At 62.9% G+C, this 12,855-nt stretch carries 15 protein-coding genes; 11 read left to right on the top strand and 4 right to left on the bottom strand.

Annotated elements, in window-relative coordinates; genetic code table 11:
• Positions 1 to 174 precede the first annotated feature (174 nt).
• The 9 genes from hisB to coaA are packed head-to-tail and all read left to right on the top strand — an operon-like array spanning position 175 to position 5,898.
• Entirely contained in the window at positions 175 to 774 is a 600-nt protein-coding gene (hisB, locus tag AC1DX6_RS02260) for an imidazoleglycerol-phosphate dehydratase HisB (RefSeq protein ID WP_477310801.1), read from the top strand.
• A gap of 4 nt (positions 775 to 778) precedes the next feature.
• On the top strand, positions 779 to 1,252 hold the full coding sequence (locus AC1DX6_RS02255; protein WP_477310799.1) for a DUF2628 domain-containing protein: 474 nt from the start codon (positions 779 to 781) through the stop codon (positions 1,250 to 1,252).
• Position 1,253: 1 nt separating this feature from the next.
• Positions 1,254 to 1,904: an imidazole glycerol phosphate synthase subunit HisH gene (gene hisH, locus AC1DX6_RS02250; RefSeq protein WP_477310797.1), complete on the top strand. Its 651-nt coding sequence runs from the start codon at positions 1,254 to 1,256 to the stop codon at positions 1,902 to 1,904.
• Entirely contained in the window at positions 1,901 to 2,191 is a 291-nt protein-coding gene (locus AC1DX6_RS02245; protein WP_477310795.1) for a DUF1330 domain-containing protein, read from the top strand. Before hisH ends, AC1DX6_RS02245 begins: the two co-directional genes overlap by 4 nt.
• A gap of 3 nt (positions 2,192 to 2,194) precedes the next feature.
• Positions 2,195 to 2,944 carry a 1-(5-phosphoribosyl)-5-[(5-phosphoribosylamino)methylideneamino]imidazole-4-carboxamide isomerase gene (hisA, locus tag AC1DX6_RS02240; protein WP_477310793.1) on the top strand — a complete coding sequence of 250 codons (750 nt, stop codon included), beginning with the start codon at positions 2,195 to 2,197 and terminating at the stop codon, positions 2,942 to 2,944.
• Complete coding sequence (locus AC1DX6_RS02235; RefSeq protein ID WP_477310791.1) at positions 2,941 to 3,777, top strand: arginase family protein; 837 nt, start codon at positions 2,941 to 2,943, stop codon at positions 3,775 to 3,777. The genes hisA and AC1DX6_RS02235 overlap by 4 nt, the downstream gene beginning before the upstream one ends.
• On the top strand, positions 3,774 to 4,580 hold the full coding sequence (gene hisF, locus AC1DX6_RS02230) for an imidazole glycerol phosphate synthase subunit HisF (RefSeq protein ID WP_477311878.1): 807 nt from the start codon (positions 3,774 to 3,776) through the stop codon (positions 4,578 to 4,580). The genes AC1DX6_RS02235 and hisF overlap by 4 nt, the downstream gene beginning before the upstream one ends.
• A gap of 8 nt (positions 4,581 to 4,588) precedes the next feature.
• On the top strand, positions 4,589 to 4,906 hold the full coding sequence (locus AC1DX6_RS02225) for a phosphoribosyl-ATP diphosphatase (protein ID WP_477310789.1): 318 nt from the start codon (positions 4,589 to 4,591) through the stop codon (positions 4,904 to 4,906).
• A 32-nt stretch (positions 4,907 to 4,938) separates the two neighbouring features.
• Positions 4,939 to 5,898, top strand: a complete 960-nt coding sequence (gene coaA, locus AC1DX6_RS02220; protein WP_477310787.1) for a type I pantothenate kinase — start codon at positions 4,939 to 4,941, stop codon at positions 5,896 to 5,898.
• Here the strand turns inward: coaA and AC1DX6_RS02215 are convergent.
• From AC1DX6_RS02215 to AC1DX6_RS02200, 4 genes are all read right to left on the bottom strand, one after another.
• Positions 5,885 to 7,024 carry a phosphatase PAP2 family protein gene (locus AC1DX6_RS02215; protein WP_477310785.1) on the bottom strand — a complete coding sequence of 380 codons (1,140 nt, stop codon included), beginning with the start codon at positions 7,022 to 7,024 and terminating at the stop codon, positions 5,885 to 5,887. The genes coaA and AC1DX6_RS02215 overlap by 14 nt on opposite strands.
• 60 nt (positions 7,025 to 7,084) lie before the next feature.
• Entirely contained in the window at positions 7,085 to 7,705 is a 621-nt protein-coding gene (locus tag AC1DX6_RS02210; RefSeq protein WP_477311877.1) for an alpha-ketoglutarate-dependent dioxygenase AlkB family protein, read from the bottom strand.
• Between the two features lie 121 nt (positions 7,706 to 7,826).
• Positions 7,827 to 8,261 carry an alternative ribosome rescue aminoacyl-tRNA hydrolase ArfB gene (gene arfB, locus AC1DX6_RS02205; RefSeq protein ID WP_477310783.1) on the bottom strand — a complete coding sequence of 145 codons (435 nt, stop codon included), beginning with the start codon at positions 8,259 to 8,261 and terminating at the stop codon, positions 7,827 to 7,829.
• A gap of 72 nt (positions 8,262 to 8,333) precedes the next feature.
• Entirely contained in the window at positions 8,334 to 9,944 is a 1,611-nt protein-coding gene (locus tag AC1DX6_RS02200) for a phosphoenolpyruvate carboxykinase (protein ID WP_477310781.1), read from the bottom strand.
• A 342-nt stretch (positions 9,945 to 10,286) separates the two neighbouring features.
• Here AC1DX6_RS02200 and AC1DX6_RS02195 point away from each other — a divergent pair, with 342 nt between their 5' ends.
• Both AC1DX6_RS02195 and AC1DX6_RS02190 read left to right on the top strand, forming a co-directional pair.
• On the top strand, positions 10,287 to 10,988 hold the full coding sequence (locus tag AC1DX6_RS02195) for a response regulator transcription factor (protein ID WP_013528337.1): 702 nt from the start codon (positions 10,287 to 10,289) through the stop codon (positions 10,986 to 10,988).
• A gap of 84 nt (positions 10,989 to 11,072) precedes the next feature.
• Positions 11,073 to 12,854, top strand: a complete 1,782-nt coding sequence (locus AC1DX6_RS02190; protein WP_477310779.1) for a stimulus-sensing domain-containing protein — start codon at positions 11,073 to 11,075, stop codon at positions 12,852 to 12,854.
• Position 12,855: the final 1 nt, after the last annotated feature.

The following is a 12,855-nucleotide window of genomic DNA, read 5'->3' as shown; positions in this document are numbered from 1 at the left end:
ACTTGATCGGCCATATGTATGCATAGGTCGAGCGATTGCAAACCGGCCTCGACGCCGGGCTCGATACCGCTTGGCATGGCAACTGGCAATCGCTGGATCATGCTGCTAGAAGGCTCTCGTTTTCAAGCACGTGAAGGCTGGAAAGCCTGTAAACCCTGGGACAAGGACAAGGTCATGCCGACCCGTTCCGCGCAAGCAAGCCGCAAGACCAAGGAAACCGATATCTCGGTATCGGTCCATGTCGACGGCTCGGGCAAGTCAGACATTGCGACTGATATCGGCTTCTTCGACCACATGCTGGACCAGCTGTCGCGCCATTCGCTGATCGACATGACGGTCAAGGCCAAGGGCGACCTGCACATAGACGACCACCACACGGTCGAGGACACCGGCATCGCGCTTGGTCAGGCGCTCAGCAAGGCGCTGGGCGAACGACGCGGCATCATGCGCTATGCCTCGATCGATCTGGCCATGGACGAGACGCTGACGCGGGCGGCGATCGATGTCTCCGGCCGCCCTTTCCTGGTGTGGAATGTTGCCTTCTCGTCGCCGAAGATCGGCACCTTCGACACCGAACTGGTGCGCGAATTCTTCCAGGCGCTGGCGCAGAATGCCGGCATCACATTGCATGTGACCAATCACTATGGCGCCAACAACCACCATATCGCCGAGACCTGCTTCAAGGCGGTGGCACGGGCGCTGCGCGCTGCCCTTGAACCCGACCCGCGCCAGCCGGACGCGGTGCCCTCCACCAAGGGATCGCTGAAGGGATAGCACCATGGCCATCTATGTCGTGATGGAGCCGCCGGGCCGCAGCGAAAAGGCAGATACGACCTTTGTCCGCGACGGCTTTTCCTGGCTCGGCTTCCTGGTGACGCCGCTATGGCTCGCCTGGCACCGGCTGTGGGTCGAGGCGGCGCTGGCCTTTGTCGCCATGGCCGCGCTGTCGATGCTTGGCGAGAAACTGGGTCTCGAATGGGCCGGCTCGGCTCTCTCGCTGCTGGTCTCGCTCTATGTCGGGCTGGAGGGGCAGGGTTTGCGGATTGCAGCACTTCGCCGCCGCGGCTGGCAGCAATGGGGCGTCGTCGAGGCCGATGGGATCGACGATGCCGACACCCGCTATGCGCTGGAAACCGAGGCACCGTCAGATGAAGGCGCGCCGGTGCATCGCATCGTTCCGGACGCCGCCCAGGCGCGCCCGGCGCAGATGGGCATGGTGCTGGGGCTGACCCACATTCCGGGAAAGACCTGAGATGCGTGTTGCCATCATCGACTACGGTTCGGGCAATCTGCGCTCGGCCACCAAGGCCTTCGAGCGCGCCGCGCATGAAGCCGGCATCGCCGCGGCGATCGAGCTGACCGCCGATGCCGAACGAGTACGCACCGCCGATCGCATCGTGTTGCCCGGCGTCGGCGCCTATGCCGATTGCGCGGCGGGCTTGCGTGCCGTCGCCGGCATGTGGGAAGCGGTGGAGGAGGTCGCCATCGCCAAGGGGCGGCCGTTCCTCGGCATCTGCGTCGGTATGCAGCTGATGTCGGAACGCGGCCTGGAAAAGACCATTACCAAAGGCTTTGGCTGGATCGCCGGCGACGTCAAGGAGATCACGCCGACTGACGCGGCGCTGAAGATTCCGCAGATCGGCTGGAACACGATCGACCTGGAGCGCAAGCATCCGCTATTTTCCGGCATTCTTACCGGACCCAAGGGGCTGCACGCCTATTTCGTGCATTCCTACCACCTCGATGCAACGAAACCGGCCGAAGTGCTGGCTGTCGCCGACTATGGCGGCCCGGTGACGGCAACCGTCGCCCGCGACAACCTGGTCGGCACGCAGTTCCATCCCGAAAAGAGCCAGGCGCTGGGTCTTGCCCTCATCACCAATTTCCTGCGGTGGAAGCCATGAGCAAGAAGGGCTACTGGATGGCGATGATCGAGGTGACCGATCCGGAAAACTATCCGCTGTACATCGCCGCCAACAAAGCGGCTTTCGACAAGTACGGCGCAAAATTCCTGACCCGTGGCGGCCAGTCGTCGAGCCCGGAAGGGCCGTCCGGCAGTCGCCACATCATCATCGAGTTCGAGAGCTACGCGGTCGCACTCGCCTGCTTCCATTCCCCCGAATACCAGGCGGCGCTGAAACTCCGGCGGCTTTATTCGACGTCGCATTTCGCCATTGTGGAAGGGGCTTGAGCGGTGATCCTGTTTCCAGCCATAGACCTCAAGGACGGCCAGTGCGTGCGGCTGAAGCACGGCGATATGGCGACCGCGACGATCTATAATGACGATCCGGCAGCCCAGGCCAGAGCCTTCGAAAGCCAGGGATTCGAGTGGCTGCATGTCGTCGACCTCAACGGCGCCTTCAAAGGCCAGAGCGTCAACAGCGCGGCGGTCGGCGCCATCCTCAAGGCGACGAAGAACCCGGTGCAGCTTGGCGGCGGCATCCGCACACTTGAACAGATCGAGGACTGGCTCGATCGCGGGCTCGCCCGCGTCATCCTCGGCACGGTGGCGGTGCGCGATCCCGATCTGGTTCGCCAGGCCTGCAAGGAATTCCCGGGCAAGATCGCCGTCGGCATCGACGCCAAGGGCGGCAAGGTCGCGGTCGAGGGTTGGGCCGAGGCCTCCAGCCTCGGCGTCATCGAACTGGCAAAGAAATTCGAGGGCGCCGGTGTGGCTGCCATCATCTACACCGACATCGACCGCGACGGCGTGCTGACCGGCATCAACTGGGATGCCACGATCAGCCTCGCCGAAGCGGTGTCGATCCCGGTCATCGCCTCGGGCGGCCTGGCCTCGATCGCCGACATCGTGCGCATGACCATGCCCGATGCACAAAAGCTCGAAGGTGCGATCTCCGGCCGCGCGCTCTATGACGGGCGCATCGACCCGACTGAGGCCCTGGCAATCCTGCGCGGCAAACCGATGGCGGAGGCGAGACCGTGAAAGTCTCGATCATCCTGGCCTCCTATGACAGCGGTCACTATCACGGCGGCATGGGCCAGGGACCGGACGCGTTGATATCCGGCGGGCTGGTCGAAGCCCTGACGCTGGCCGGCCACGACGTTGCCGTCGAGGACATTGGCAAGGTCGGAGATGAGCAGGAACGCGAGATCGCAACAGGCTTTGCCGTCTGCAACGCCGTCTCCGGCGAGGTGCGCATTGCTCGCGACCGCGGCCGGTTTCCCATTGTGCTCGCCGGCAATTGCCTGACATCAGCCGGCGCGGTCGCAGGCGGGGACGCCGATTCGATCATCTGGGCCGACCAGCATGGCGACCTCAACACGCCCGAGACATCCGTTTACGGCTTTCTCGACGGCATGGCGTTGGCGACGGTTCTGGGGCTCTGCTGGCGGCCGATGGCGAAAGCCATTCCCGGCTTTCATGCGATCGATCCGTCCCGCTGCGTGCTGGTCAACGCCCGCGACCTCGATCCGGCGGAAAAGCTGCTGCTGGAGACATTGCCGGTCATTCGAACGGAATGCCCGGACGGGGCAAAGGCGGCCGGAAGACTGAAGGCCACCGGCGTCAAGCGGACGCATATGCATCTCGACCTGGATGTCCATGACCCCAACGAATTGCAGGCCAATCGTTATACGCATTCGGGCGGGCCGCGACCGGCACAGTTGCGCCAGGCGGTTTGCGGCATGGCCGGCTTGCTGCCGATCGTCGGCATCACCATCTCTGCCTACGATCCGGCGTTCGACGCGCAAGGCGATGTTCCGCCGCTGGTCGGCCAATTGCTGACCGATCTGCTGGCTACGGTGGAGAAAAGCTGATGCTGAAAGCCCGCGTCATCCCTTGTCTCGACGTCAAGAACGGCCGCGTCGTCAAGGGCGTCAATTTCGTCGACCTGGTCGACGCCGGCGATCCGGTCGAGGCGGCCAAGGCCTATGACGCGGCCGGCGCCGACGAGCTCTGCTTTCTCGACATCACCGCCTCGTCCGACAATCGCGAGACGATCTTCGACGTCATCGCGCGCACCGCCGAACAATGCTTCATGCCCCTGACCGTCGGCGGCGGCGTGCGCCAGGTCGCCGACATAAGAAAGCTGCTTCTGGCCGGCGCCGACAAGGTGTCGATCAACACGGCAGCGGTGAAAAACCCGGATTTCGTCGCCGAGGCGGCGGACAAATTCGGCAACCAGTGCATCGTCGTCGCCATCGACGCCAAGAAGGTGTCGGCGCCCGGTGAGGCCGACCGCTGGGAGATATTTACCCATGGCGGCCGCGAAAAGACCGGCATCGACGCGGTCGAGTTTGCGCGGCAGATGGTCGATCTCGGCGCCGGCGAGATCCTGTTGACGTCGATGGACCGCGACGGCACCAAGGCCGGCTACGACATCGCGCTGACCCGCACCATCGCCGACGCGGTGCGTGCGCCGGTCATCGCGTCGGGCGGCGTCGGCACGCTCGACCACATGGTGGAAGGCATTCGCGACGGCCATGCCGGGGCGGTGCTGGCGGCCTCGATCTTCCATTTCGGTACCTATACGATCGCGCAAGCCAAGGCGCATATGGCGCTTGCCGGGCTGCCGATGCGCCTGGACTCGCCGTTTCATTCCAAACCACAAAGGCTGTAGGCTGCGTCATGGCTGAGTTTTCGCTGTCTGATCTGGAGAAAACCATCCGCGAACGCGCGCAGTCCGGCGATCCGGACTCGTGGACGGCAAAGCTGTTCGCGCGCGGCATGGACAAGGCGGCGCAGAAACTCGGCGAAGAGGCGGTCGAGGCCGTCATCGCCGCCGTCAAGGGCGACAAGAAAGCTCTCGTTTCGGAAAGTGCCGATCTTCTGTATCATTGGCTCGTCGTTCTCGGCATCGCCGACATTCCGCTGAGCGACGTGCTCAAGGAGCTCGAAACCCGCACCGGGCGCTCGGGCATCGCAGAAAAGGCGTCTCGGTCCTGAGACGCTGACCGGTGAGGAGGGCAGGAAACTCGATGGACCAGCTCGCTCCCACCGAGAAATATTCACCCTTTCGTTTCTTCTCGGCCGAACAATGGTCGCAGTTCCGCGCCGACACGCCGCTGACGCTCGGCGAGGATGAAATCAACCGGCTGCGTTCGCTGAACGACCCGGTCGATCTCGAAGAGGTCAAGCGCATCTACCTTTCGCTGTCGCGGCTGTTGTCGGCGCATGTCGAGTCGAGCCAGCTTTTGTTCCGCCAGCGTCAGGTCTTCTTCAACGCGCTGGATGTGGTCAAGACGCCATTCATCATCGGCATTGCCGGTTCGGTCGCCGTCGGCAAGTCGACCACGGCGCGCGTGCTGAAAGAGCTTCTCGCGCGCTGGCCGTCGAGCCCCAAGGTCGACCTCATCACCACAGACGGTTTCCTGCTGCCCAACGAGGTTCTGCGCCGCGAAAACCTGATGGAGCGCAAGGGCTTTCCCGACAGCTACGATGTCGGTGCGCTGCTGCGTTTCCTGTCGGGCATCAAATCGGCGCAGCGCAATGTCCGTGCGCCGGTCTATTCGCATTTGACCTATGACGTCATCCCCGGCGAGTTCGTCACCATCGACCGGCCGGACATATTGATCTTCGAAGGCATCAACGTGCTGCAGCCGGGCAAATTGCCGAAGGACGGCAAGATCGTGCCGTTCCTGTCGGACTTCTTCGACTTCGCCATCTATATCGATGCCGACGAGAAGCTGATCCACCACTGGTACATCGCCCGCTTCATGCGGCTGCGCGAGACCGCCTTCCGCAATCCGGACTCCTTCTTCCACCGCTATTCGCAGCTTTCGGAAAGCGCGGCACGCGCCATCGCCGAAGGGTTGTGGGCCAACATCAATCTGAAGAATCTGCGCGAGAACATCGTGCCGACACGGGCGCGGGCCGATCTCATCCTGCGCAAGGGCGCCAATCACCTGATCGAGGAAGTGGCGCTCAGGAAGCTGTGACGGCGGCCTCTGGGCGGTTCAAGATACCGGTCGACTGCTCGTCCTGCGTCCGCAGCCGCAAATAGGGCCGATCCGCGGGGATGAGCTTACGCGCAACGACATAGACCACGATCGCGACAGCGGCGGCGGCATAGCCGTCGATCGCATAGTGCCAGGCCAGATACACCGAACTGACGGCGACAAAGGCCACATAGACGAACGCTACTGCGCCAAGACGGCGACTGTACTCCCGCACGAAAAGGGCGTTGAGCATCGCCAAGCCGACATGCACGCTGGGAAAGGCCGAAATGCCTGAGCCGAAACCCGTCTGCCTGGCTTCATGGAGCGTCCACAAATATTGCTGATAGGAAACGGCGGAGTTGGGGAATCCGGCGCCGTGGGCCAGGAATGCCATCTGTTCGCCAAATCGTGCCGTGTCGCCCGTGACCGCACCGTAGAATGCCGGACCGGCTGACAGGAACAGCCCAGCCAGGATGTTACCGACGACAACCCAGACCACCATGAAGCAGGCGACATAGCGTGTTCGAACCGACGCCGTCAGGGGCGATGTCACGATGAAGAACAAGGCACCGAAATTGAGGGCGAACCACAAAACGTTGTAATTCCACTCGACGGCAATCCGCACGAAATCGTTCTTAGCGACCATGTAGAGCCAGCGCCACGGATCGGCGCCGAAATGCAGGAATGCGTCGATGTCGGCATGTGTCACGTCGAATGAAAAGCCATCCTGCCAGACCGGCATGCCGTTTTTCACCGAGGTGAATGTGCCCTGAAAGATCATGAGCGCCATCATGAGGCATAGACCCGAGAGCGAGTATGCCAGCCGCGATGTCGAAAACACATGTTTCGCCGCCAGACGGCGCCTGCCATCGAAGCGGTGCATGAGCAGGCTCACATCGACAAGAATGGCGAAGGCCGACGGCATCACGCAGTTCAACAATATCCAGCGCCCGAAATATACCGAATACGCGCTGCGGTCGGCCGCGCCGATCGCATGCAGAAAAACCAGTCCGGCCAATGTGTAGCCGACGATGAACAGATAGAGGCCGGAATCCCGGCGAACCAGCGGGATTGCTCCGTTGGTGACAGTCCACAGTTGACGCAGGATTACACTGCTGTCTGTCATAGCCCCCGTGCCGACGTTGCAATGCCCAGGCACGTTTATGAGAAAAACCTGTAGAATTGGTTAGTGTACCGCCCGCGTTACCCGCCGCAGCGTCAAGTTGATGCGCCCGCCGTTCTTCAGCAGCGCCGAGGTTGAGGGATAGATACGGTCGACGCCGTGGAAGCAGAGGCGGCCCTCGCCGCCAAGCACGACGACATCGCCGCTTTTCAACCTGAATGACTTGGTCGCCCCGTCGCGCGTGGTCTGGCCGACCCGAAACAGGCAATCGTCGCCGAGCGAGACGGAGACCACGGGCGCCGAGAAATCGGCCTCATCGCGATCCTGGTGCAAACCCATTTTGGCGTCCTGCGTATAGAAATTGACCAGGCAGGCCTCCGGCGGCTGCGGATAGGCCGATACTTCACGCCACAATTGCATGAGCACCTCGGGGATGGGCGGCCACGGCGTTCCGGTCGCCGGATGGGTCGGCTGGTAGCGATAGCCGTGCTCCTTGTCGGTGACCCAGCCAAGCGCGCCGCAATTGGTCATGCGCACGCTCATCTCCTTGCCGGTGCGTGGCATGGCCGGCACGAACAAAGGGGCTGCCTGCACCACGCTTCTCACATCCTCGACCAGCGCCTCCTGCATGGCGCGCGACAGATAGCCGGGCATGTGGCGAACGCCTTTGGGCAGGACGAGCATCAGATTGGCCGCTTCATTCGCTTCATCCCGCAACAATGCCATCGCCAGGCAAAAACGGCGACCCGAAAGCTGCCGTTCTTCAATTCCGCCGCTCCGACCAGAGAGGAAAGACGAGCCGCACTCAGTCGTCGCCGACGCGTCCGCGCAATTTCTTGATTGTGCCGCGCCCGGCCTTGGTCTTCAGCCGCCGCTCGACCGCGCCTTTCGACGGCCGCGTCTTCTTGCGCGGCGGCGGTGGCGGCTCAGCCGCCTTGGCGACCAGCGCCGTCAGCCGTGCGCGTGCGTCCGCCCGGTTCTGCTCCTGCGTGCGGAAGCGCCCGGCCTCGATGACGATGACGCCGTCCTTGGTGGCGCGCTGGCCGGCGAGCTTGATGGTCCGCTCGCGCACGCGCTCCGACAGGCCAGCCGCGTTGGCGGCGTCGAAGCGCAACTGCACCGCCGTTGCCACCTTGTTGACGTTCTGGCCGCCAGGCCCGGACGAGCGGATGAAATCCTCGTGCAGGTCGCCCGGGTGAATCACGGCTTCGTCGGCAATGATGATGTCGTCGATCGGCATGCCGCAGTCATGGCGCGGCGGGCCGAAAAAGAAAAGGCCCGATCGAGACCGGGCCTTTCAAGGATGGGACGACTATTCCGCTGCTTCCTGCAGGCGCGGCGCCGCGCCCAGCACGTTGGCGTCGACATGCGGCTCGAATTTCTCGAAGTTGACGGCGAACATGCCGACCAGCCTTGCCGCCTGTCGGTCGTAGGCAGCCTTGTCGGCCCAGGTCGAGCGCGGATCGAGAATGGCACTGTCGACGCCGGCAACCGCCACCGGCACGTCGAAACCGAAATTGGCGTCGGTGCGGAAATCGGCCGCCTTCAGCGAGCCGTCGAGTGCCGCGGCAAGCAGCGCCCGCGTCGCCTTGATCGGCATCCTTTTGCCGGTGCCGTAGGCGCCGCCGGTCCAGCCGGTGTTGACCAGCCAGCAATCAACGTCGTGGCGGGCGATCAGCTCGCGCAGCAGATTGCCGTATTCCTTGGGGTGGCGCGGCATGAACGGCGCGCCGAAGCAGGTGGAAAACGTCGCTTCGGGCTCGGTGACACCCTTTTCGGTTCCCGCCACCTTGGCCGTGTAGCCGGAGAGGAAATGATACATCGCCTGCGCCGGGGTCAGCCGCGCGATCGGCGGCATGACGCCAAAGGCGTCGGCGGTCAGCATGATGATGTTCTTCGGGTGGCCGGCGCGACCGCTCTTCGAGGCATTGGGGATGAAATCGAGCGGATAGGCGCAGCGTGTGTTTTCGGTCAGCCTTCCGTCGTCGAAATCCGGCACGCGGTTGGCGCCGAGGATGACATTCTCCAGCACGGTGCCGAAGCGCCGCGTGGTGGCGAAGATTTCCGGCTCGGCTTCGGCCGAAAGCTTGATCGTCTTGGCGTAGCAGCCGCCTTCGAAATTGAAGATGCCGTGCGGGCCCCAGCCGTGTTCGTCGTCGCCGACCAATGTCCGCGACGGATCGGCCGACAGCGTCGTCTTGCCGGTGCCCGACAGGCCGAAGAAGACCGCCGCGTCACCGGCCGGGCCTTCATTGGCCGAGCAATGCATCGGCATGACGCCCTTTTCCGGCAACAGATAGTTGAGCATGGTGAACACCGACTTCTTCATCTCGCCGGCATAGGAGGTGCCGCCGATCAGCACGATCTTGCGCGTCAGATCGACCGCGATCACCGTTTCGGTGCGGGTGCCGTGGCGGGCCGGATCGGCGCGGAACGACGGCAGGGCGATGATCGTCATCTCGGGCACGAAATGCTCGAGCGCGGCTGCTTCAGGACGGATCAGCAGATTGCGGATGAACAGCGAGTGCCAGGCCAGTTCGGTGACGACCCTGGTCGTCAGCTTCAATCCATCGTCGGCGCCGCCGACCAGATCCTGCACATAAAGGTCCTTATCCGCCGCATGGGCGCGAAAATCGGCAAGCAGCGCCTCGAACTCGGCCGGCGAGATCGCCTTGTTGTTGTCCCACCAGACATGCGGCGCGGTCGCCTCGTCGCGCACGACGAATTTGTCCTTGGGCGAGCGGCCGGTGTGCTGGCCGGTCTCGGCGACAAGCGCGCCATGTGCGGTCAGCCGGGCCTCGCCGCGGCCGATTGCCTGCTCGTAGAGGTGAGCCGCGCCGAAATTGTAGCGCACCACGCCTGTTGTCAGGAGGCCGATCCGATCGATCGCGCATGCGGGATTGCGTTTGCCGGCTTCCAACATGGATGTCCCTTCTTCGATTTGCCGCATCTTGCCGGCGAATTTCCGGAGTCCCCACTGCAGGGGCTGAAAGGCTCAGAACCAGAAAACCCGAATGATATCAAATCATTAATCGATTTAAAAATTTTAAAAGTTGTTTAAATCGTTTATATGTGCAAAAAGTCGGGTGGTTGCCCAAAGGATTGGCAGTCTTTGTTCGTCCAATCCGTGTAGTGGTGTGATTGTGGCCGCCGGCATGCCGCTCGTGACAGCGGTCTGAGCCTATGCCACATTTTGTACCTAATTTGTCCTGCAAAAGCCCCTTCTCTACGAAAGAAGGGACAGCTCATGAGGGAGCCGCTTGAAATGGCAACGATCGCGCTTGTCGATGACGACCGCAACATTCTGACTTCGGTGTCGATTGCCCTCGAATCCGAGGGCTACCGCGTCGAAACCTACACGGATGGGGCGTCAGCGCTGGAAGGCCTGGCGGCGCGCCCGCCGAACCTTGCCATCCTCGACATCAAGATGCCGCGCATGGACGGTATGGAGCTTTTGCGCCGCATGCGCCAGAAGTCCGACCTGCCGGTGATCTTCCTGACCTCGAAGGACGACGAGATCGATGAGCTCTTCGGCCTCAAGATGGGCGCCGACGATTTTATCCGCAAACCCTTTTCGCAGCGTCTTCTGGTCGAGCGGGTCCGCGCCGTGCTGCGCCGGGCCAGTGCCCGCGAGGCAGCAGCCAAGACACCCAGCCAGCAGGCCCGCTCGCTCGAGCGCGGCCAGCTTGTCATGGACCAGGAGCGCCACACCTGCACCTGGAAGGGCGAGCCGGTGACGCTGACCGTGACCGAGTTCCTGATCCTGCACTCGCTGGCGCAGCGTCCCGGTGTGGTAAAAAGCCGTGATGCGCTGATGGATTCAGCCTATGATGAGCAGGTCTATGTCGACGACCGCACCATCGACAGCCACATCAAGCGGCTGCGCAAGAAGTTCAAGGCCGTCGATGATGACTTCGAGATGATCGAAACCCTTTACGGAGTCGGATACCGGTTCCGCGAAGCTTAAGGTAGTGCATGTCGCCCAAAAGTGGTCCCGGTTTTGGGACAACGACATGCATCAAACCAAAGACTAGGCGGGAGCTGCTATTCGATGGCAGTTGATGTAGAGCGGAGCAGACGAACCGGCGCGGTCAGGCGGTCGCGGATTCTGCCCGCATTTCTGTCGAGGCTGACGGTGCCGATGCGCCGTTTCCTCGGCCACCACATCTTTTCCAGCCTGACCCGGCGCATCCTCTTCCTCAACCTGGCCGGCCTTGCCGTCCTGGTCACCGGCATCCTCTATCTCAACACGTTTCGCGACGGGCTGATCGATGCCCGGGTCGAGAGCCTGATGACGCAGGGCGAGATCATCGCCGGCGCGATTGCGGCGTCGGCGACGGTCGAGACCGATTCGATCAGCATCGACCCGGAAAAGCTGCTTGAGCTGCAGGCCGGCGAAAGCCTCGGCCCCGGCTCCGACCAGCTCGACAATCTGGATTTCCCGATCAATCCGGAGCGCGTCGCGCCGGTGCTGAGACGGCTGATTTCGCCGACGCGCACCCGTGCCCGCATCTACGATCGTGACGCCAATCTGCTGCTTGATTCACGCCATCTCTATTCGCGCGGCCAGATCCTTCGCTACGACCTGCCGCCGGTCGAGGAGGAAGAGCCCGATCTTGTCGAGCGCGTGCAGAAATTCGTCTTCGATTTCTTCCGCAACACCGAACTGCCGGTCTACCACGAACAGCCGGGCGGCAATGGCGCCGCGTTCCCGGAGGTGGTCAAGGCGCTGACCGGCAGCCCGTCGACCATCGTGCGGGTCTCGGAGCAGGGCGAGCAGATTGTTTCGGTAGCCGTGCCGATCCAGCGCTTCCGTGCCGTGCTCGGTGTGCTGATGCTGTCGACGGAAGGCGGTGACATCGACAAGATCGTCGCTGCCGAACGCAAGGCGATCCTGCGCGTCTTCGGCATTGCCGCCCTGGTCACCGCCATCCTGTCGATGCTGCTGGCCTCGACCATCGCCAACCCGCTGCGCCGGCTGTCGGCGGCGGCGGTGCGGGTGCGGCGCGGCGTCAAGAACCGCGAGGAAATCCCCGACTTTTCCGACCGGCAGGACGAGATCGGCAATTTGTCGATCGCCATCCGCGACATGACCAATGCGCTCTACGCCCGCATCGAGGCGATCGAGAGCTTTGCCGCCGACGTGTCGCACGAATTGAAGAACCCGCTGACGTCGCTGCGCAGCGCGGTGGAAACGCTCCCCTTGGCGAAGAACGATAATTCCCGCGCGCGTCTGATGGAGATCATCCAGCACGATGTCCGCCGGCTGGACCGGCTCATCACCGACATCTCCGACGCGTCGCGCCTTGACGCCGAACTGGCGCGTGAAGATGCCGGAACGGTGGATCTGAAGAAATTCATCACCGACCTCGTCGCTGTTTCACGTGAGGCGACGCGCAACAAGAAGGCGGTCGAGATCGAGTTCAAGGTCGCCAAGCTGCCGCAAGGCGTCAAAGGCTACTTCGTCGTCGGCCATGATCTCAGGATCGGCCAGGTCGTCACCAATCTGATCGAGAATGCCCGTTCCTTCGTTCCCGAAGAACACGGCCATATCGCGATTTCCCTTGCACGCGCGGGCAAGTTCAACATCGTCACCATTGACGACAACGGCCCCGGCATCAGGGCCGACAACATCGACCGTATCTTCGAACGCTTCTACACCGACCGGCCGGCCGGCGAAGCGTTCGGCCAGAATTCGGGCCTCGGCCTGTCGATATCGCGGCAGATCGTCGAAGCCCATGGCGGCACGCTGACCGCCGAGAACATCCCGGGCACCAAGCCCGGTGAGATCAAAGGCGCGCGCTTCGTGGTAACGCTGCCGGCCGAAGGCTGAT

The sequence above is a fragment of the Mesorhizobium sp. P2_C4 genome (assembly GCF_056404575.1).
The sequence above is the reverse complement of the archived record's forward strand: the minus strand, read 5'-3'. Positions and strand labels throughout refer to the sequence as shown.

Excerpts from the sequence above, each read along its gene's own strand:
- hisB (WP_477310801.1), top strand. The coding sequence starts at position 175 with ATGCCGACCCGTTCCGCGCAAGCAAGCCGCAAGACCAAGGAAACCGAT.
- AC1DX6_RS02255 (WP_477310799.1), top strand. The coding sequence starts at position 779 with ATGGCCATCTATGTCGTGATGGAGCCGCCGGGCCGCAGCGAAAAGGCA.
- hisH (WP_477310797.1), top strand. The coding sequence starts at position 1,254 with ATGCGTGTTGCCATCATCGACTACGGTTCGGGCAATCTGCGCTCGGCC.
- AC1DX6_RS02245 (WP_477310795.1), top strand. The coding sequence starts at position 1,901 with ATGAGCAAGAAGGGCTACTGGATGGCGATGATCGAGGTGACCGATCCG.
- AC1DX6_RS02225 (WP_477310789.1), top strand. The coding sequence starts at position 4,589 with ATGGCTGAGTTTTCGCTGTCTGATCTGGAGAAAACCATCCGCGAACGC.
- coaA (WP_477310787.1), top strand. The coding sequence starts at position 4,939 with ATGGACCAGCTCGCTCCCACCGAGAAATATTCACCCTTTCGTTTCTTC.
- AC1DX6_RS02215 (WP_477310785.1), bottom strand. The coding sequence starts at position 7,024 with ATGACAGACAGCAGTGTAATCCTGCGTCAACTGTGGACTGTCACCAAC.
- AC1DX6_RS02210 (WP_477311877.1), bottom strand. The coding sequence starts at position 7,705 with ATGCTCGTCCTGCCCAAAGGCGTTCGCCACATGCCCGGCTATCTGTCG.
- arfB (WP_477310783.1), bottom strand. The coding sequence starts at position 8,261 with ATGCCGATCGACGACATCATCATTGCCGACGAAGCCGTGATTCACCCG.
- AC1DX6_RS02200 (WP_477310781.1), bottom strand. The coding sequence starts at position 9,944 with ATGTTGGAAGCCGGCAAACGCAATCCCGCATGCGCGATCGATCGGATC.
- AC1DX6_RS02195 (WP_013528337.1), top strand. The coding sequence starts at position 10,287 with ATGGCAACGATCGCGCTTGTCGATGACGACCGCAACATTCTGACTTCG.
- AC1DX6_RS02190 (WP_477310779.1), top strand. The coding sequence starts at position 11,073 with ATGGCAGTTGATGTAGAGCGGAGCAGACGAACCGGCGCGGTCAGGCGG.